This is a genomic window from Agrobacterium sp. DSM 25558, assembly GCF_900100825.1.
In the GTDB taxonomy this organism is placed as follows: domain Bacteria; phylum Pseudomonadota; class Alphaproteobacteria; order Rhizobiales; family Rhizobiaceae; genus Agrobacterium.
Genome location: NZ_FMUD01000027.1, coordinates 48,435 through 68,129, shown reverse-complemented (window position 1 = coordinate 68,129; position 19,695 = coordinate 48,435). Strand labels below are relative to the sequence as shown.

At 56.7% G+C, this 19,695-nt stretch carries 17 protein-coding genes; 10 read left to right on the top strand and 7 right to left on the bottom strand.

From position 1 onward, the window contains the following. Positions 1–18 precede the first annotated feature (18 nt). From DSM25558_RS20295 to sbmA, 4 genes are all read left to right on the top strand, one after another. Complete coding sequence (locus tag DSM25558_RS20295; protein WP_077106500.1) at positions 19–1,080, top strand: LLM class flavin-dependent oxidoreductase; 1,062 nt, start codon at positions 19–21, stop codon at positions 1,078–1,080. A gap of 17 nt (positions 1,081–1,097) precedes the next feature. After that, entirely contained in the window at positions 1,098–1,850 is a 753-nt protein-coding gene (map, locus tag DSM25558_RS20290; RefSeq protein WP_077106499.1) for a type I methionyl aminopeptidase, read from the top strand. Between the two features lie 75 nt (positions 1,851–1,925). Then, entirely contained in the window at positions 1,926–3,113 is a 1,188-nt protein-coding gene (locus tag DSM25558_RS20285) for an MFS transporter (RefSeq protein ID WP_077106498.1), read from the top strand. A gap of 145 nt (positions 3,114–3,258) precedes the next feature. Next, a complete protein-coding gene (sbmA, locus tag DSM25558_RS20280; protein ID WP_077106497.1) occupies positions 3,259–4,530 on the top strand; it encodes a peptide antibiotic transporter SbmA in 1,272 nt (423 codons plus the stop codon). Positions 4,531–4,586: 56 nt separating this feature from the next. Here sbmA and DSM25558_RS20275 read toward each other — a convergent pair whose 3' ends face one another. Beyond that, positions 4,587–5,570, bottom strand: coding sequence for a polysaccharide deacetylase family protein (locus tag DSM25558_RS20275; RefSeq protein ID WP_077106518.1), 984 nt, complete (start codon positions 5,568–5,570; stop codon positions 4,587–4,589). 228 nt (positions 5,571–5,798) lie between these two features. Here DSM25558_RS20275 and DSM25558_RS20270 point away from each other — a divergent pair, with 228 nt between their 5' ends. From DSM25558_RS20270 to DSM25558_RS20255, 4 genes are all read left to right on the top strand, one after another. Then, the gene (locus DSM25558_RS20270; protein WP_077106496.1) at positions 5,799–6,383 is read left to right on the top strand and encodes an NnrU family protein; all 585 of its coding nucleotides are present in this window, start codon (positions 5,799–5,801) and stop codon (positions 6,381–6,383) included. 148 nt (positions 6,384–6,531) lie between these two features. Continuing rightward, entirely contained in the window at positions 6,532–7,203 is a 672-nt protein-coding gene (locus DSM25558_RS20265; RefSeq protein WP_077106495.1) for a tetratricopeptide repeat protein, read from the top strand. A gap of 33 nt (positions 7,204–7,236) precedes the next feature. After that, positions 7,237–8,673, top strand: a complete 1,437-nt coding sequence (gene der, locus DSM25558_RS20260; RefSeq protein WP_077106494.1) for a ribosome biogenesis GTPase Der — start codon at positions 7,237–7,239, stop codon at positions 8,671–8,673. A 210-nt stretch (positions 8,674–8,883) separates the two neighbouring features. Then, a complete protein-coding gene (locus tag DSM25558_RS20255) occupies positions 8,884–9,492 on the top strand; it encodes a DUF2026 family protein (RefSeq protein WP_077106493.1) in 609 nt (202 codons plus the stop codon). Between the two features lie 140 nt (positions 9,493–9,632). On the opposite strand, the gene DSM25558_RS20250 is transcribed toward DSM25558_RS20255, so the two are convergent. Then, the gene (locus DSM25558_RS20250) at positions 9,633–10,721 is read right to left on the bottom strand and encodes a bifunctional monoglucosyl/glucuronosyl diacylglycerol synthase (RefSeq protein ID WP_083716590.1); all 1,089 of its coding nucleotides are present in this window, start codon (positions 10,719–10,721) and stop codon (positions 9,633–9,635) included. A gap of 99 nt (positions 10,722–10,820) precedes the next feature. Continuing rightward, the gene (locus DSM25558_RS20245; protein ID WP_077106492.1) at positions 10,821–11,738 is read right to left on the bottom strand and encodes a sugar kinase; all 918 of its coding nucleotides are present in this window, start codon (positions 11,736–11,738) and stop codon (positions 10,821–10,823) included. Between the two features lie 162 nt (positions 11,739–11,900). Between DSM25558_RS20245 and DSM25558_RS20240 the strand changes: the two genes are divergently transcribed. Next, positions 11,901–13,571 carry a beta-galactosidase BglA gene (locus DSM25558_RS20240; protein ID WP_077106491.1) on the top strand — a complete coding sequence of 557 codons (1,671 nt, stop codon included), beginning with the start codon at positions 11,901–11,903 and terminating at the stop codon, positions 13,569–13,571. Positions 13,572–13,602: 31 nt separating this feature from the next. On the opposite strand, the gene DSM25558_RS20235 is transcribed toward DSM25558_RS20240, so the two are convergent. The 3 genes from DSM25558_RS20235 to DSM25558_RS20225 form a co-directional block, all read right to left on the bottom strand. After that, positions 13,603–14,550, bottom strand: a complete 948-nt coding sequence (locus DSM25558_RS20235) for an HD-GYP domain-containing protein (RefSeq protein ID WP_143240178.1) — start codon at positions 14,548–14,550, stop codon at positions 13,603–13,605. Between the two features lie 93 nt (positions 14,551–14,643). Continuing rightward, on the bottom strand, positions 14,644–16,356 hold the full coding sequence (ade, locus tag DSM25558_RS20230) for an adenine deaminase (RefSeq protein WP_077106489.1): 1,713 nt from the start codon (positions 16,354–16,356) through the stop codon (positions 14,644–14,646). A 127-nt stretch (positions 16,357–16,483) separates the two neighbouring features. Then, a complete protein-coding gene (locus tag DSM25558_RS20225) occupies positions 16,484–17,590 on the bottom strand; it encodes a branched-chain amino acid ABC transporter substrate-binding protein (RefSeq protein WP_077106488.1) in 1,107 nt (368 codons plus the stop codon). A 292-nt stretch (positions 17,591–17,882) separates the two neighbouring features. Between DSM25558_RS20225 and DSM25558_RS20220 the strand changes: the two genes are divergently transcribed. After that, on the top strand, positions 17,883–19,052 hold the full coding sequence (locus tag DSM25558_RS20220; RefSeq protein ID WP_077106487.1) for a DUF3095 domain-containing protein: 1,170 nt from the start codon (positions 17,883–17,885) through the stop codon (positions 19,050–19,052). Between the two features lie 111 nt (positions 19,053–19,163). On the opposite strand, the gene DSM25558_RS20215 is transcribed toward DSM25558_RS20220, so the two are convergent. Beyond that, positions 19,164–19,484: an ArsR/SmtB family transcription factor gene (locus DSM25558_RS20215; protein WP_077106486.1), complete on the bottom strand. Its 321-nt coding sequence runs from the start codon at positions 19,482–19,484 to the stop codon at positions 19,164–19,166. Positions 19,485–19,695: the final 211 nt, after the last annotated feature.

Genomic DNA, 19,695 nt, shown 5'->3' with positions numbered 1-19,695 from the left:
ATCATTGAGGGATTTGGCATGGAATTGGGTCTCTATACATTCGCGGATGTCGATCCGAACGCAGCAAACGGCAAGGGGCCGGAAGGTGCGCGCCGGTTGAAATATCTTCTGGAAGAAATCGAGCTTGCCGATCAGGTCGGGCTGGATGTCTTCGGCCTTGGTGAACATCACCGCCCGGATTACGCAATTTCCTCGCCATCTACGGTGCTGGCAGCCGCTGCCGTGAAGACCAAAAATATCCGGCTTACGAGTGCGGTTTCGGTGCTCAGCTCAGATGATCCCATTCGTGTGTTCCAGCAGTTCGCGACGGTTGATCTGCTGTCCAATGGCCGCGCTGAAATCATGGCCGGTCGCGGCTCCTTCATCGAGTCCTATCCGTTGTTCGGTTACAATCTCGAAGACTATGACGAGCTTTTCAGCGAAAAGCTGGACCTGCTGCTAGCACTTCGCGAGAAGGAAATCGTCACGTGGTCCGGCACCAAGCATCCGCCAATCAACGGGCGCGGTGTCTATCCACGACCCCTACAGGAGCATCTGCCGGTGTGGATTGCCGTTGGTGGCACGCCGCAATCGGTGGCGCGGGCAGGGGCAATGGGTTTGCCCGTGGCACTGGCGATCATTGGCGGCGAATATAAACGCTACGCGCCGCTGTTTGATCTCTACCGCGAGGCCGCGCGCCGGGCGGGTCAGGATGCTTCCAAACAGAAAACCAGCATCAACGTCCACGGCTTCATTGCCGACACCACCGAAAAGGCCGCCGATCAGTTCTATGGTCCGCAAGCCGAGGTCATGAACCGCATCGGTCGAGAACGCGGCTGGGGACCGACAAACCGCGGACAGTATGATGTGGCGCGCGGTCCGGAGGGCAATCTGTTCCTGGGTGAGCCGGAGCTTGTGGCGGAAAAAATCATCAAGGCGCATGGCGTTTTCAAGAACGACCGTTTCCTGTTGCAAATGGCAATTGGCCTTATGCCACACGACCAGATCATGCGTGGTATCGAGCTTTACGGTACCAAAGTCGCGCCAATCGTCAGAAAAGAATTGACTGGCAGTGCCGATAGCGCGAAAGCCACGGCCTGAAAAACGACGGAACGATAATGGTTATCTCCACCGAAGAAGAACTGGCAAAGCTCAAAGACATCGGCCGCATCTGCGCATTGGCGATGCAGACCATGGCTGATGCGATGGAGCCGGGCATGACCACGCTGGAGATGGACGCCATCGGTCGCAAGGTGCTGGAGGACAATGGCGCGCAATCTGCGCCGGAGTTCTGCTACCAGTTTCCCGGTGCCACCTGCATCAGCGTCAATGAAGAAGTTGCGCACGGTATTCCCGGTTCCCGCATCATCAAGGCGGGCGATCTCGTGAATATCGACGTCTCTGCGGTAAAGGATGGTTTTTTTGGCGACACCGGTTCGTCTTTCGCCGTTCCGCCGGTCAAGAAAGAAATCGAGCGTCTGTGCCGAGACGGCAAGCGGGCCATGTGGACCGGCCTGCAACAGATCAAGGCCGGTCGTCCGCTGGCAGATATCGGCAATGCCATCGGCGCATTTGCCAAGAAGAACCGCTACACGCTGATCACCAACCTCGCCAGCCACGGTATTGGCCGCTCTCTGCATGAGGAGCCGACGGAGCTTGCGACATGGCCGGACAAGGATGAAACCCGCATCATGACCGAAGGAATGGTGTTCACGGTCGAACCCTTCCTCTCCATGGGTGCCTATTGGGCGGAAGACGGCGATGATGATCCCTGGACGCTCTACAGCGACCCCAGCGCGCCGACGGTGCAGTTCGAGCACACCGTCGTTTCCACCAAAAACGGCCCGCTCATCCTGACGCTTGTCGACTGACCCATAACGTTCGATCATCGCTTCGATCAAAATAAATCGGTTGTCGTGTGTATGCGACGCTGGAATAAGCACATCATGACATCCAATGACCATATGTCCGCAGGTCGGGCGCTCGCGCTTGGCCTTGGTGGCGCACTCGCCATGGCATCAGCCATGGGCTTCGGCCGCTTTTCCTTCACCCCGATCCTGCCGGGAATGATGGCAGATGTGCCGCTTTCAGCGGGGCAGGCCGGTGTGATCGCAGCGGGCAATTTTGCCGGTTATCTCGCGGGTGCCATTCTTGCCGCCTATTCCTGGGGTGCAGGTCGTGAGCGTCTCATCGCACTGTCGGGACTTTTGTCGACAGCCTTCCTCCTGTTTGCCATGGCGGCATTCAGCTCCGTGGAAGCATTTACGATCATCCGCTTTCTCTCAGGCGTCGCCAGCGCACTGACGATGATCTTCACGTCGCAAATCGTCATCGGCCACGCTGCAAAGGCGGGCAAGGACCATGTGCAGGCGCTCCACTTTGGCGGGGTCGGCGCGGGTATCGCAATTTCCTCTTTGCTGGTTTTTCTCATTGGTGTCGTGTTTGATGCCGGTGTTGCCTCGTGGCGCGAGGAGTGGATTGCAGGCGGCGTCTTTACTTTGCTTTCCCTGGCATTCGTCTGGCGAATTTTGCCCGATGGCCCGCCACGCATGGCGCAGACAAAGGCCGAGCCTCCGATCCGCTGGCACATGCCGTTGGCGCTGGTCACACTGGCCTACGGCCTGTTCGGTTTCGGCTATGTCATCACCGCTACATTCATCGTGACGATTGCGCGCATGGCCGCTGCCGGAGCGATGGTGGAGTTTCTGGCTTGGTTCGTCACTGGTTGCGCTGCTGCCGTCTCGCTCTTCGTGTGGAAACCTGTGTTACGTGGCGTCGGTCTGAAACGCGCCTTCGTGATTGCTCTTGCGGTCGAGGCCGTGGGCATATTGGCATCGGTTACGCTACCGCCTGTTTTCGGCGTTCTCGTGGGTGGCCTGTTTCTCGGTCTGACCTTCATGGTCATCACCGCTTACGGCTTGCAGTTGGGGCGTGAATTTTCCGCAGAAAGCCCACGCCGCGCCTTCGCCTTCATGACCGCTGCTTTCGGCACGGGGCAGATCATCGGGCCACTGGTCGCGGGTTGGGTGGCGCAGATGACCGGAAGCTTTACAGCCCCAACTATTCTGGCGGTCATCGTGCTCGCCTGCAGTATTTTACTTATGTTACCGGTATTGAGACGGTCGCATTCATAAATATGCGAGGGTTAATGCAGTGCGCTGTCTTACATCTTGGTAAGTTAGCGTTTGTCTCATTGCTGCGCACAAATTTCTAGCCTAGTTTCCCACCAAACTGCTTCGCCAATAATGGCTGACCTCCCAACTCGCGAGAGTTCGAAACGTGTTTCATTCCTTCTTCCCAAAACCAAAACTGTTTTTCACGTCTGCCGTTCTTTGGGCGTTCATTGCCATTTTCGGCTGGTATTTCGTATTTCAGGCACTTGGCGATTCACTTGGATACGCGATGCCTGAGCAGGAACCCTACGACCTGAGCTATTTCATCGTTCCTGCAAATCTGTATTTCTACGCGTATCTTACTCTGTGCCTTGGCTTATTCGGTGCGTTTTGGACCGTCGCTGCGCGGGAACATCCGTGGAAATACTGGTCCATCTGGGGGTCGCTACTAATCATCGCGGTAACCTATTTCGGCGTTCAGGTCAGTGTGGTCATCAACAATTTCAGGCGACCTTTTGGTGACCTGCTCCAGAATGCACTTTCTAAGCAGCCAGGGATAACTGCTTGGGATTTCTACAGTTTGCAGATCGTTTTTGCTAAGCTTGTGTTCTTCAGCATGGCAGTATCCATCCTGACGGATTTCTTTACCAGCCACTATGTTTTTCGTTGGCGCACAGCGATGAACAATTTCTACATGTCCAAATGGGACAAGCTCCGCCATATTGAAGGCGCGTCTCAGCGCGTGCAGGAAGACACGATGCGGTTTTCTGCAACGGTTGAAGGGCTTGGTATCACGCTCATCAATTCTGTGATGACGCTTGTCGTCTTTCTCCCGATCCTGTTTGCGTTATCGAGCTATGTGTCGGAACTGCCAATTATCGGCGAAGTACCGCATGCTCTTTTCTGGCTTGCTATCCTCTGGTCAGCCTTCGGTACGATCCTGCTGGCAACGGTCGGCATCAAACTGCCAGGTTTGAATTTCCGAAATCAACGTGTTGAAGCGGCTTATCGTAAGGAGCTGGTCTACGGAGAAGACCATGCGGAGCGCGCAGATCCAGTGACGGTAAAAGAGCTGTTTGGAAATGTCCGGAAGAATTATTTCCGAATGTACTGGCACTATCTCTACTTTAATGTAGCGCGCTATTTCTACATCCAGGCAGATGCAGTATTTCTGCTTCTAATGCTTGTTCCAACCATCGTTGCAGGTAAAATCACCTACGGCATCTACCAGCAGATCGCCACTGCGTTCGGTCAGGTCAGCAATTCGTTCCAGTATCTGGTCAATTCATGGACTACGATCATCGAACTGCTCTCCATCCACAAACGCTTGAAGGCCTTCGAAGCTGCTATCGATGATAAGCCGTTGCCGGAGATCGATCAGCGTTATCTGAAGCGTGAGGCAGAAGATGGCGAGTTGGCAGCCAACAAGCCGACCTGAAACAGAAAAGGGTGGCCATGTGCCACCCTTTTTTCATTCCGGAGCCGAATAGCCGTTTACCCCTCGGATTTCTGCACCCGCCGCGCCTCGATCATCGGCATCGCCTCTGCGTAACTCACGCAAGCGACATCTTCCTTTTTGCACACTTCACGCAACAACCGCTCAAACGCGTTCCAATAGGCACCGCCATTCATCTTGACGAAGTGAAAGCCGAGTTGGAGCGGCACGCGCTCGCCGTCATATTGTTTGTCGAAGGCTGCGCGGAAGGCTTGGTAGGCGCGCTCCTCGAATTCCGCTGACCTCTCCCTGTTTTCGATGGCCATGGAATGGCGCACGAAGAGATTGTAGTCCATGGCGATGATGGGCCGGTTGTTTGGACCTTCGGGGATCAGCGGCAGGCCGAAATGTTCGATGCCGTCTTTCTGGATCGGCCATGCCGGGCCTTTGGTGATGCTGGTCGCATCATAGACGAAACCGTGTTTCTTCTGGGCGGCCCTCAGCGCATCACTTTGCGAGAGATAGGGCGCGCGAAAGCCGTTGATGCCCTTGACGAGGTCACGCCAGCCCTGCGGCTCTTCGTCCTTCTTGCCGATCATCTGCCAGGCGTTTTCCATGGTGCTGGTAAAATTGGTGAATTCGGTATCCCATTGCTCTTCGTTCCAGTCGCCACCATCGAAATGGCCGCAGGTGTGATTGGCAATCTCGTGGCCTTCCTGTTTTGCGGCCCAGATGTTGCGAAGGCGCGTTTCCACCTCATCGATGGACTGGCCGAAGCCGACATTGGAGCGACCGGCTTTCTTGCCGGGACCCTGATAGCTCTTGGCGCTCGTCTTGCGGTCCATCACCAGCGTGCAGGCCAGGAAATAGGTGAAATGGGCATTCACTTCCTTTGCCGTCGCGCGGCTTCGGTCCCACAACGAATTGTCGCCCGCGCCGTCGAAGGAAACCATGACCAATTGTTTCGGCTTTTCAGCGCCCTGCGCAAACACTGGCGCAGCCGTTAAAAGTGACAGGCAAAGGATAAAGAGAGAGCGCAACATTATGACCACATATTCAAAAAGGTGCTGCTTATTGACCCCGCAATAAGGCGAAGCTTTGATTTCTCTGGAGATTTCCGAATGGCGGCCGCACTTCCTGAACAGCTTATTTCCCCGACCCGACCAAAGCATGGAACATTCGCATATTAGCGCTGGCACTTTGGCCTGTTTGTTTTAAGCATATCCTCATACCGCTTCACGCTTGCGCGCGACACACTCAAAGGGTCATCCATGCTTCTGCTTATTCTCTCTCTTCTGTTTTTTCTGGGCACGCATTCGCTTCGGATCGTTGCGCCGGACTTTCGCAACCGCATGATTGCGCGCATGGGCGAGGGGCCATGGAAAGGCGTCTATTCCCTGGTTTCCGTCATTGCTATTGCATTCGTTGCTTATGCGTTCGATCAGGCACGGCAGGTCACGGGCATCCTGTATTCGCCGCCGATCTGGACGAGCCATATTGCGCTGACGCTGATGTTGATCGCGATGATCTGTCTTGTGGCCAGCCTTCTACCGGCTGGCCATATCGCGACCAAGACCAAACATCCGTTGATATTGGCTGTTAAAATCTGGGCGTTGGCGCATCTTCTTGCCAATGGCGAGACATCGTCCGTGTTGCTTTTCGTTTCTGTTTTGGCATGGGGCGTGGTCATGCGGATTTCGTTGAAGCGCCGCCAAAGAGCAGGCGAGGTCGTAACCCGTCCCTTCGTTTCAGCACGCTACGACATCGTCGCCGTGGTGTTGGGCATCGTGCTGTGGGCCGCTTTCATCTGGAAGCTGCACGAATGGTTGATCGGCGTTCAGCCACTCGCAATGTAAGAAATTGAGTTTTCCCCTTACATATAAGGGAAAATAGGCTAGAAGGCCGACCAATGACCGTGGTTGGCCTTTTTGCTGGCCTCGGCAAACGGCTTTGGCATGTCCGCAGTCCGGGTGAACGGTTCCGGTGTGGGTAATGGAGAATTCGATGGCGAACGAGAATGATACCTTCATCCGCGAAGTAAACGAGCAGATCCGCTCGGAGCAGATGAGCAATTTCTGGGGACGGTACGGAATTGTCGTCATCGTTGCCGCGGTGCTGGTCATTTTCGGTGCTGCCGGTGCAGGCATCTATGAATACTGGAACAGCAACCGCGCATCCGCATCCGGCGATCAGTTCGCGGGCGCGTTGAAGCTCGCGGCTGAAGGTAAGAACGACGAAGCGCTGAAGGCGCTTGCCGATTTGGAGACGGCCGGCCACGGCTCTTATCCGGTTCTGGCGAAGTTCCGCTCCGCCACGCTTCTGGCCCAGAAGGGCGATGCCCCTGCCGCAATCGCCGCTTTTACCGCCATCGGCGACGACACATCCGCGCCGCAGGTTTTCCGCGATACCGCCAAAGTGCGCGCCGCATGGCTGCTGGTGGATACCGGCACATATGCACAGGTTTCCGCCCAGGCAGAAGTGCTGTCGAGTGAGGGCCAAGCCATGCGCAACTCCGCGCGCGAGGCGCTCGGTCTTTCCGCTTACAAGGCGGGCGATTTCGTCAAGGCCAAGCAATGGTTCCAGCAAATCATCGGTGATGCGCAGGCACCGCGCAACGTGACGAGCCGCGCCCAGATCATGCTCGATAATATTGCCGCATCCGGCAAGGCAGCGTAAGTTCGCGCCGTAGTTTCAAGTTAGGGTTTCCCCATGAGTTTCACCGTCGCCATCGTAGGGCGTCCCAACGTCGGCAAGTCCACGCTGTTCAACCGTCTGGTTGGCAAGAAACTGGCGCTCGTCGACGACACGCCGGGCGTGACCCGCGACCGCCGCCCCGGCGATGCGAAGTTGATCGATTTGCGTTTCACCATTATCGACACTGCCGGTCTGGAGCAATCCGGGCCGGAAACGCTTCAGGGTCGTATGTGGGCGCAGACGGAAGAGGCCATCGATGAGGCCGATCTCACTCTGTTTGTGGTGGATGCCAAATTCGGCCTGACGCCTGCCGACAAGACGCTGGCAGAAATGCTGCGCCGTGGCGGCAAGCCGGTGGTGCTGGTCGCCAACAAGTCCGAAGCGCGTGGTTCCGACGGCGGCTTTTACGATGCCTACACGCTGGGCCTTGGCGAGCCATGCCCGATTTCGGCAGAGCATGGCCAGGGCATGATCGACCTGCGCGATGCCATCGTTGCCGCCATCGGCGAAGACGTTGCGTTCCCTAAAGAGGACGACTTTGACGAAGCGGAAACGGATGTCGTTATACGTCGTGGCGAAAATGACGAGGACGATGAAGAGGAAGAAGAACCGGTTTACGACGAGACCAAGCCGCTTCGCGTGGCGATCATCGGTCGTCCCAACGCTGGCAAATCCACGCTCATCAACCGCTATCTGGGTGAAGATCGTCTTCTGACCGGCCCGGAAGCGGGCATTACCCGCGATAGTATCTCTGTCGAATGGGACTGGCGCGGTCGCACCATCAAGATGTTCGATACGGCAGGCATGCGCCGCAAGGCTCGCGTGATCGAGAAACTGGAAAAGCTTTCGGTGGCGGATTCACTGCGCTCCATCCGTTTTGCCGAAACCGTCGTCATCGTGTTCGATTCCACCATTCCCTTCGAGAAGCAGGATTTGCAGCTCGTTGATCTGGTCATCCGCGAAGGCCGTGCAGCAGTGCTGGCCTTCAACAAATGGGACCTCGTGGAAGACCCGCAGGCATTTCTGGCGGACCTGCGTGAAAAGACTGAGCGTCTGCTACCACAGGCGCGGGGTATTCGCGCCGTGCCGATGTCCGGCCAGTCTGGCTACGGTCTCGACCGGTTGATGCAGAGCATTGTTGACACCGACAAGATCTGGAACCGCCGCATTTCCACCGCCAAGCTCAACAAATGGCTGGACGCGCAGGTCACCCAGCATCCACCACCGGCAGTTTCCGGTCGTCGCCTGCGGTTGAAATACATGACGCAAGTCAAGGCCCGCCCACCGGCTTTCATGGTTTCCTGCACACGTCCTGAAGCCATCCCGGAATCCTACACGCGCTATCTGGTCAACAATCTGCGCAAGGACTTCGACATGCCCGGCGTGCCGATCCGCGTGCATTACCGTGGTTCGGACAATCCGTTCGAGAGCAAGGCGAAGAAGAAGCGGTGATTTTTACTCCTGTGTAAAAAACTCCACCGCGCTCCGTCATTCCGGCCTTGAGCCGGAATCTAGCAGCGTCGCGTCTGCGACGCGAAAGAGTCTTTTGCGATCAAGGACTTGATCGCACTGGATCCTGGATCAGGTCCGGGATGACAGTGTATGAAGCGCGCGCCCTCAGCAATTCGTCGCGTATTTTGATAATTTAGTAGGTAAAACACCATGCTGATCAAGCAGACCGATTATCACCGCATCTATCGGGTCATCAACAGCCTGCTGATCAACGAAAATGCTGATCCCACCACCGCCAGCATGTATTTCAGCACCTTCGGTGCTTTTATTCTGGAGCATCATTACAAGGTTAAGGCAAAGCCCAAGGGTGGGTTGGCTGCCTATAATCTCGATGGCAAACTGATCCTGTTTGCGGATCATCGCGACGATGGCCATGTGACCGGTGCTGGCGAGAATTTTCATTGCTGGGTGGAGGCGGATGGGTGGGCCATCGATTTCATGGCCCCTACGTTCACGCAGGCGGCGCGTGATCTTTCCGTGCCGTCGAAGATGTTTCAAAAACCGCTGTCATCCATGGCACCATCCATCAATGATCTGACGAAATCCGGCGATTTTTTCTACAAGTCCGAGCCGGAGGCGTCGGCGCGGCGCTTTGCCGATTGGCGCAAACAGGCAATGATTGGCGACTTGGCAACGATTGCGGCAGGCTGGTTCCGCAAATCTCCCAAGCAAATGCAGACTTCGATCTCTGTCAGCGACAATAAGGGTCAGTCGAGCATTATCCCGCTGTCGGGTAATTCGCTGGTCGGTACCTGGTAATTTTGGGGTGAATAGGGACGGCCAGCGTGATCCCGCGGCAGCCGCCTGACGTCAATCAGCAGCCCGACCCCGCTCTAAAGATAGCGGCGGTCGCGTCCCGACGCGTCTTGTGACAGTGTTACCCGCTTTCGTCCACATGCCTATCTGGAAAAAGCGTCGAATTTCATGATATTTCCACTGCGGTTGCCCTTCCGGGAGCCGAACTCGGTTAGGCCACTGCTGGCAGCGGATGTGACGTTGTCCAGAAACTGGCGTGAAGCCTTTTCCCAGGAATAGGTTTTGGATAGCGCTAGTGCCGCCTCTGCAGAGCAATTCAGTGCATCCATACAGGCAGTCCGCAAGTCCGCGTTCAACGCGCCGGCCTTGGGGTGGGCACCGAGAATATCGATCGGTCCGGTCACGGGAAATGCCGCCACCGGTACCCCGCTTGCCAGCGCTTCCAGTATCGTATTGCCGAAGGTGTCGGTTTTGGATGGGAAGACGAACACGTCGGCCTGTGCATAGGCGTAGGCCAACTCTTCACCGGTCTTTATGCCCGTGAAGTGTACGTTGGGGTATTTCTCTTCAAGCTCGGCACGGGCCGGGCCATCGCCGATCACGACTTTCGATCCGGGCAAGTCCAGATCGAGAAACTCCGGCAGGTTCTTTTCCACCGAGACGCGACCCACTGTCATGAAAATGGGGCGAGGCAAATCGAACGGTTGGGCCAGCTTTTCACGCGGGTGAAACAAAGCGGCGTCAATACCACGGCTCCAGCGTTTGAGGTTTTTGACCCCGCGTGCATCCAGCTCGGTCTCAAGGCTCGGCGTTGCCACCATGCAGGCGCTGCCGCCATTGTGGAACCAGCGTACGAAGGCATAGAGCCAGTTTTCTGGAATGGGAAAGCGCGCCGCGACATATTCGGGAAAACGTGTGTGATAGCTCGTGGAAAAGCGCATGCCGTGCTTGATGCACCAGCGCCGTGCCATGAAACCGAGCGGGCCTTCGGTGGCGATATGCACGTAGGATGGCTGGCTTTTTTCGATCTCTTTCGAAACGCGGCGATACCCGGCAACGGAGAGGCGAATTTCCGGGTAGGTCGGACAGGGGATGGAGTGAAAGCTTTGCGGCGTCACCATGCAGACTTCGACGCCCATGCGTTCCAGTTCGGCATTGGTGTTTTCTATGGAGCGCACCACGCCGTTGACCTGCGGATGCCATGCATCGGTAACAATGGTAATTTTGGTCATGATGTGCCGACCTCCGCCCGCGCATTTGCGAATCCCGGTATGTGCCGGTTCTTCGCGTGTATGCGACAGGCGTGTTACAGCATCATGTCAGCTGTCTCTTCAGTGTTGAGGCAGCAGGCCTGGATCAATCAGCGCGCCGTGATGGCCGATGACGGTTGCCGCAGCTTTGGCCGCGAAAATGGCGGCGTCCTGCGGCGCGCTGCCGGTGATCAATTTCGACAGGAACGCACCGTTGAAACTGTCGCCTGCACTGGTGGTATCTACCACCGATTCTGTTTTGACGGCAGGTGCATGACTTCTGTAGCCCCCGAAATCCAGCGTCGCACCTTTTTCGCCATCCTTGACGACGACGTTGGCGACACCAAGCCCGCGATAGCGCTGGATCGTCGCCTCTATATCGGCGTCACCAAAATTACCCGCCTCATCATCGAAGCTTGGCATAACCGTCGTCGCAGCGCGTGCGCCATCGCTGATGATGCTCAACATGGTTTGCTTGTCGGCCCACAGGCGCGGGCGGATGTTGGGGTCAAACACCACATGTTTGCCGGCGGCCTTGGCGCGGCGCAGTTCGGCTAGAAATGTATCGACAGCCGTCGGGCTGGCGAGGATCGCAAGTGTGATGCCGGAGAAGTAGATGAGATCAGCAGCTTCGATCGTGCCGCGTAGATGGTCCGGGTCGGATGCAAGCTGGCGGGCAGCGGATGTGCTGCGCCAATAGCTGAAGGTGCGCTCGCCGTCTTTCAGGTTGATGAGGTAAAGCCCGGGCGTGCCGCCTTTGATACGCGAGATGTTGCCGGTCTCGATGCCTGCACCTTGAATGAAAAGCCGCATCTCCTCGGAGAGCGGGTCATCGCCCAGTGCAGTGAAGTAATCGACGGTCCAATTGGCAGGCAGGCAGGCGCGGGCGTACCATGCGGTGTTGAGCGTATCTCCGGCAAAGCCCTTGCGCAGCAGGCCATCACCCGCCTGCGAAAGCTCCACCATACATTCGCCGATTGAAAGAAACCGTCCACCCATTGCATTGCCTCCCATATAAGCGCTTCGGCTTACGACGCTTTGGCGGGTGCTGACAAGTGCAAGTCATCATATGAGTGACGTTGCAGACAAATGGAACGCGATTGCCGTTTACGAATTGAAGTGGGCTTTATATGCTCTGCACAAATTCACTGGAGATTGCCTATGTCGGACCATAATGCCTCCACCGCAAACGCCGCAGAACATGCAGACGACTGGTGGAGAGGGGCGGTGATCTATCAGGTCTATCCACGATCTTTTCAGGATACGACCGGTGATGGTTACGGCGATCTTCCCGGTATTACCAAACATCTACCCTATATCTCTTCGCTGGGCGTAGACGGCATCTGGCTGTCGCCCTTCTTCACGTCGCCCATGGCGGATATGGGCTATGACGTGTCTGACTATTGTAACGTGGATCAGCTGTTCGGGACGCTGGATGATTTCGACACGCTGATTGCCGAGGCGCATCGGTTGGGGCTGAAGATCATCATCGATCAGGTCATCTCCCACACCTCCGACCAGCATCCGTGGTTCAAGGATAGCCGCGCAAGCCGCACGAACCCGAAAGCGGATTGGTACGTCTGGGCAGACCCGAAGCCGGATGGCACTGCACCCACCAACTGGCTGTCCGTGTTCGGCGGTCCTGCCTGGGAATGGGACGGCGTGCGCAAGCAATATTACATGCACAATTTCCTGGCCTCGCAACCAGACCTGAATTTCCACAATGTCGAGGTTCAGGATGCGTTGCTGGAAACCGTCCGGTTCTGGCTGGAGCGGGGTGTCGATGGTTTCCGGCTGGATACGGTGAACTATTACTTCCATGACAAGCTGTTGCGGGACAACCCGCCACACGCGCCCGATAGCGATGATGCCGGTCTGGATGCGCCGGATGTCAATCCATACGGCATGCAGAGCCACATCCACGACAAGACCCAGGTCGAAAACATCGCGTTTCTCAAGCGCTTTCGAGAGTTGCTCGATCAATATGAGGGCCGCATGACCGTAGGCGAAGTGGGTGATGGTGCCCGCTCGCTGAAAACCGTCGCGTCTTATACGGCTGATGGCGACAAGCTGAACATGTGCTACACGTTCGACCTTCTGGGCGGTGAATTTTCCGCAAGCCATATTCGGGGCGCGGTCAGCGGATTTCAGAAAGCCGTCACGGATGGCTGGGTCTGCTGGGCTTTCTCCAACCATGATGTCATCCGCCATCTCAGCCGCTTTGCCGAAAACAGCGAAGAGCAGACCCGCGTGGCCAAGCTGGCTTTCAGCGTGCTGGCGACGTTGCGGGGCTCGATCTGCCTCTACCAGGGCGAGGAGCTGGCTCTGACGGAGGCGGAGCTTGCTTTCGAAGACCTGCGCGATCCCTATGGCATTCGCTTCTGGCCAGCCTTCAAGGGGCGCGATGGATGCCGCACGCCAATGGTCTGGGAGACGGGAAATCCCAGCGCGGGCTTTACGACAGCGGAAAAACCGTGGCTGCCGGTGCCTTATGCCCACGCCATGCTGGCGGCGGACGGGCAGGAGCGCAAGCCGGACTCGGTGCTGAACCACTACAAAGCCGTTCTGGCATTCCGCAAAAACCATGCGGCGCTGCGCGACGGCGACATGGTGTTTCTGGACACGCAGCAGGATCTTCTGGCGTTTACGCGCAACAAGGATAGCGAACGTTTGCTGTTCGTTTTCAACCTGACGCGGGAACCGGCGGAGTTTCTGATCCCTGCCGATTTGAAAATCCAGGAAGTGCTGACCATGCCGGGCTTTCAGCCGCTGATCGATGGAGGCACCGTGAAGCTGGATGGGCTGGATGTATTTTGCGGTCGGATTGGATAGCTTTCGAGGGCGCGCTCTCTTTATAGCGCGCTCACAAAATCCCTTTTGTCATCTCGGGATCTAGGCTGAGGACGAAGCGCCACATGAGCCCTTTATCGAACTGATCTTCGCGGCACATCATCCAGCTGAGAGCCTGCGGTGATGACCAGCCCTTTTTGTAGGGGCGTGCGGAGGTCAGCGCATCGAAGACATCACAGATGGTGCTCATGCGCACTTCGGGACTGATGGCATCAGCCATCAGCCGGTCGGGATAACCCTTGCCATCCAGCCGCTCATGGTGCGAACGGCAAATGTCGAGGACGAGTTTGGGCATGTTGAGGTTTGCAGACAACAGCTCGTAGCCAAGGCCGGGATGCTGTTCCACGACGTTGCGTTCCGCCGCGTTCAGTGGTCCCTGCTTTTGAAGAATCTGCTTTGGAATGGAAAGCTTGCCGATATCATGCAGCATTCCCGCCATGCACAGATGCTGAACGGTTTCGTCATCCATCTGCATGGATCGACCGAAGTGGAGGAGGAGTGCCGCTACGGAAAGCGAGTGCACGAAGGTGGCGTTATCGCGAGATCGCAAACGCGACATGCCGATATAGAGCGATGGATTTTCTTCCATCGTGCGCGCAACGTCATTGACCAACGGCGTGAAAGACTCCACCGTGACGGCGCGACCGTCGAAAATGTCGCCGATCAGAGATCTGGCTTCGGCGGCATGGCCCTGAATTTTCGCAGCCGTTTCGAACTTATCCTGCCGGGTCGCACTCGCGATGTTTTTTGCGGGATGGAGAGGCGATCCTGATGCGTTTTGTCCCAGAGCGGTGTTGATGAAAACACCACTGATGTTGCTGTTGACGATGAGATCGATTTCGTGACCGGAGCGGATAGTAAAACGCCTGCCCAGTGTTGAACTGTCCTGCCACACACCTTCGATGGCTTCAACGAACATGCCGACTTTAAGTTGCGATTTATCGATCTTAGTTACAGCCACAGATTGCCTCGATAGCTATGCTCCATCCTCGGAACTCGTTATCTATCGTAACTGTCTTAATTTAATATGAGTTTATTGTTTATACTGCTGCACTTACGCATTTCGACTTGAAGTGATGAGTTCAAACCGGTCGACATCCACCATTCCCATGTCTGAAATCTTCAAGTGTGGAATGACCGGGAGTGGAAGGAAGGCGACCTGCAGGAAGGGTTCTTCCAGCGTCGTGCCGAGTGCGTAAGCGGCCTTGCGCAGCTCGTGCAGCGTATCGCGCACGATTTCATAAGGTTCGAGGCTCATCAGACCAGCCACAGGCAGGGCAATTTCACCGGTGACCTTGCCGTCTTCCACGACCACGAAGCCACCTTTGATATCGCCAAGGCGATTGGCAGCCTGCGCCATGTCATCCTCGCTGACGCCGACGACGCAGATATTGTGGCTGTCATGCCCGACAGTCGAGGCGATCGCACCCTTCTTCAGGCCGAAGCCCTGTACGAAGCCATTGGCGTGGTTGCCATTTTTGCCATGGCGCTCAATGACCGCGACCTTGATGATGTCGTTGTCCAGATCGAGGCTCGTCTGGTTGCCATCCGATGGAAGTTTATAGCGGCGATGTTCGGTGATGATCTTGCCGGGCATCACGCCGATGACAGGCGTTTCACCTTCGGTTACGGGAACACCGAAATGCGACGCCAAGACCGGACGCGCCTTGACGCTATCAAGACCCACCGGCGCGATGGATTTGCGGGTGGCGAAAAGCTCCTTCGTGACCCTGCGTCCTGCGGAAAACACCATGCTGGCCTTGCAGTTCTGCAACGTGTCGATGACAACAAGATCGGCGCGCCAGCCGGGAGCAACCAGCCCACGATCGCGCAATCCGAAGGCTTTGGCTGCCGAAATCGAAGCAGCGCGGTAGATCGCCAATGGCTCGACGCCAGCTCCGATGGCAGTGCGTATCATGTAGTCCAGATGACCCTGTTCGGCGATATCAAGCGGATTTCGATCATCCGTGCACAGAGCGAGGTATGGCGACAGCCGTTCGGTGATGATTGGCATCAGGGAATGCAGGTCCTTGGAAACGGAGCCTTCGCGCACCAGAATGTGCATGCCCTTGCGAATCTTCTCCAGTGCTTCCTCGGCGGTCGTGCATTCGTGCTCGGTGCGGATACCGGCGGACAGGTAGCCGTTGAGGGCCGTGCCCGATAGAAGCGGCGCATGACCATCGATGTGCTCACCCTGAAAGGCTTCGAGCTTGGCCATGCAGATCGGGTCTTTGTGGATGACGCCAGGGAAATTCATGAACTCGGCAAGGCCGATGACTTTCGGGTGACCACGAAACGGCAGCAGCTTTTCAATCGGCAGTTCGGCCCCAGATGTTTCGAGATGCGTTGCGGGAACGCAGGAGGACAGCTGGACCCGGATGTCCATGATGGTTTCCAGCGAGGAATCCAGAAAGAACTGGATACCTTCTGCGCCCAGCACATTGGCAATTTCGTGCGGGTCGCAGATCGCCGTCGTAACGCCATAGGGCAGGACGCAGCGGTCGAATTCATGCGGCGTGACCAGGGAGGATTCGATGTGCAGATGCGTGTCGATGAAGCCGGGAACCACAATCTTGCCGGTGATATCGATGACCTCGACACCTTCATAGCTCTCGCAGGTGCCAATGATGGTGTCGCCGCAGATCGCGATATCGGAGGCGATGAGCTCTCCCGTGACCAAATCGAAGAAACGACCGCCTCTCAGCACGATGTCGGCCTTCTCGCGGCCCGTTCCCTGGTCGATCTTGCGTTCGAGTATCGAAGCCACGCTGCACCTCATTTTCGATTCTGCTGTTGAAACAGAGTAAGCCAGACGAGCGGATCGCTTGTCCAGCAAGTAAAACAAAACCGGGCGCGAAGGTCGCGCCCGGTCATATCCATCATATCTGCAATGATTACTCGGCGGAAACGATCTTTCCGCCTTCCCACTTGTAGAGCGAGAATGCCTGCGAGGTCAGATCGCCGGTTTCGCCATAGGTCAGCTTGCCGATGGCCGTTGCCACGGGTTCGCCAGCCTTGAGAACCTTTGCGACGGCTTCTGAGTCTTCGGCGCTACCGGCTTTTTCGATGCCGGCTTTCAGAACTTCAACGGCGGCATAGGCGTTCAGCGTGAAGGCTTCTGCTGGAATGTTGGCGGCAGTCAGGGCGTCCGCTGCTGCCTTGGAGTCTGCACTCTTTGTTGCGTCCGCTGCGTTGGTGAAGATGGTGCCAGCTGCTGCATTGCCGCCGATGCTCCAGAATTCGGAGTTGGACAGGCCGTCGCCGCCAATGACGGTTGCCTTGGCTCCGACATCGTTCAACTGGCGAACCAGAAGACCCGCTTCCGGGTGGTAGCCGCCGAAATAGATGACGTCGACATTTTCAGACTTCAGGCGGGTCGTCAGCGCGCTGAGATCCTTGTCGCCTGCGGTCAGGGCATCATAGAACACTTCGGTCACGCCGCCAGCGTTCAGCGTTTTCTTGAACGAGTCAGCAAGGCCTTTGCCGTAAGCACCCTTGTCGTGAATGATAGCGATGCGGCGGTCTTTCAGCTGTGCAAGCACTAGCTTGCCAGCGACTTCCGCCTGCTGGTCATCACGGCCGCAGGTGCGCAGCACGTTCCACAATTCGCGGTTCGTCAGGTCTGGTGCGGTTGCCGTTGGTGTTACCATCAGGACGCCGTTTTCGGCAAATACGTCGGATGCGGGAATGGCAACGCCTGACGTGACCGGTCCGACCACGAAGCGAATGCCTTCTGCAACCAGCTGGTTGGCGGCCGATACGCCTTGCTTGGGCTCGCCACCATCATCGGCCAGCTTCAGAACGACCTGTTCGCCCAGAATACCACCATTCTTGTTGATGACGTCGACAGCCGTCTGGGCACCGTTCTTCACCTGCGCGCCGTAAGCCGCAACCGGACCGGTCAGCGGCGCGATAAGGCCGATGACGATCTCTGCATGGGCTAGCGGTGCAAAGGCAACAGAGGCGGCGAGCGTGAGGCCCGTTAAAATCTTGATGTTCATTTCAGTCTCTCCTTGGATTGGGTCGTATCCCCGAATGTATCGTCGCAGCCGGGCGCGCTTGAAGCAGCGCAAATCCGCCGGTCTGCCCGACGACAAGGTGTCGTTTCATGTTTGATTTCCGACGTCCTGCTCCGGTTCATACTCACCAGAGCCGATTGCGCAAGCCATCTTTGATCCAAAGCCGGCTCACAAGCGTAAATCATCTGTGATGGCCGCGCGCAGCCTGTTCTCACGTCGCCTAAATCCTTTGCGGCATCTGGCTTTTCGCGGCGTGCAGGAGGATAGTACCGTCATGACATCGCCAGACGAAGAGTTCCTGAGCAACCTGCCGGTTTTCCTGCATTTCGAGGATGTGGCTGACCCGATGCTGTACCGCGCCTTGCCCGAGGGTTGGGCCCTGGCGCTTGCCGATATCATTGATTCCACCGGTGCCATCGAGGCCGGGCGCTACAAGGCCGTCAACATGGCAGGCGCTGGCGTCATATCCGGCATTCTCAACGCACTCGACCGACACGATTTGCCCTTCGTCTTCGGTGGCGATGGTGCAGCGGTCGCCGTCCCTCCAACTCAGATCGAAGCGGCGCGGGAGGCTTTATCGAAGGTCCAGAGCTGGGTGGCGGATGATATCGGACTGACGCTTAGGGCGGCCATCGTCCCGCTCTCCGTCATTCGCGACCATGGTTTCGATGTGCGCGTCGCGCGGTTCCAGGCCAGTGACGATGTGTCCTATGCGATGTTCACCGGCGGAGGCAACAATTGGGCCGACGAGCAGATGAAGCAGGGACGCTACCTGGTGGACGCTGCTGCCCACGGCTCTCGCCCTGACCTTACGGGCCTTTCCTGTCGCTGGAACCCCATCGAGGCAACCCATGGTAAGGTGATCTCGATCATTGCGGTGCCAGGCCCCAAAGATGATGCAGCCGCTTTTCGAGACATTGTTTCGGAGATCGTGGCGCTTGCCAATGAGGATGGCCGAGGCGGCCATCCCGTTCCAATCGATGGCCCTCCGCTCGGTTTCATTCGAGAAGGATTGGTTCTGGAAGCTCGGGCTCTTTCCGCCTATCGCGACAGGATATCGCAAATCCGCAAGGGCGCCTGGGTGCTGTTCCAGACGTTCCTCATCTCGGTGCTCTACTGGCTTCGCAAGCCTGCCGGTCGGTTCGATCCGGTTCAGTACAAGCGATCGGTTGCCAGCAACACCGATTTCCGCAAGTTCGATGACGGGCTGAAGATGACGGTGGATGTCGATCCCGACCGTTTGAAGAAAATCAAGGCCAGACTGGAAGGAGCCGCACGAGAGGGTGTGTGCTATTACGGCTTGCACGAACAGGATACGGCGTTGATGACCTGCATCGTGCCATCGCCTCTGTCAAAAGATCACATGCATTTCGTCGATGGCGGGGAGGGCGGCTATGCCCGAGCGGCGACCAGCCTCAAAGCGCAGATGCAACCAACGGCTTGACCTCAATGAAAAGCGCCACGTGTCGGTAAAACACATGGCGCTCTGTAGCTCTACATCCAGGCGCGTGCAGCTTTAATGAAGCTGATCCAGGCCTGATGTTGGCGCTATCATTCAAGCAGCGGTTTTAGCGGCACCCGCTGGCGCACAGTAAATACCTTCAAGCGTCGCCAGAATTTTTTTGACCGATTCCGATGTGCTGGAATAGTAAATGGTCTGGGCATCGCGGCGTGTCTTGACCAGACGTTGCGCGCGAAGTTTGGACAGGTGCTGGGAAAGGGCGGACTGGCTGAGGCCAACCTGTGTGGCGAGCACGCCGACCGGCACTTCACCTTCAACCAGGCTGCAAAGGATCATGAGCCGTTTTGGATTTGCCATTGCGGAGAGAAGACCAGCTGCGGCGGTGGACTGTTCTGAAAGCGATTCTGTATTCATATTCTTACTTCTCCTGAGTGAAGCCCGACCCGGACTGTCTCAATGGCAAATCGAAATCTTATATGAGCCAAGTGTACCAATTTGATAAGATCGTTGTATATACCTAAATCTAAGGTACAGACTACTCTTTATTAGCAATAAATAACATTCTTATGTTGCCGTCCGTGTTTTAAAGAAAATAGTCGAAAATTCTTTATTAACGGCAGCTAAC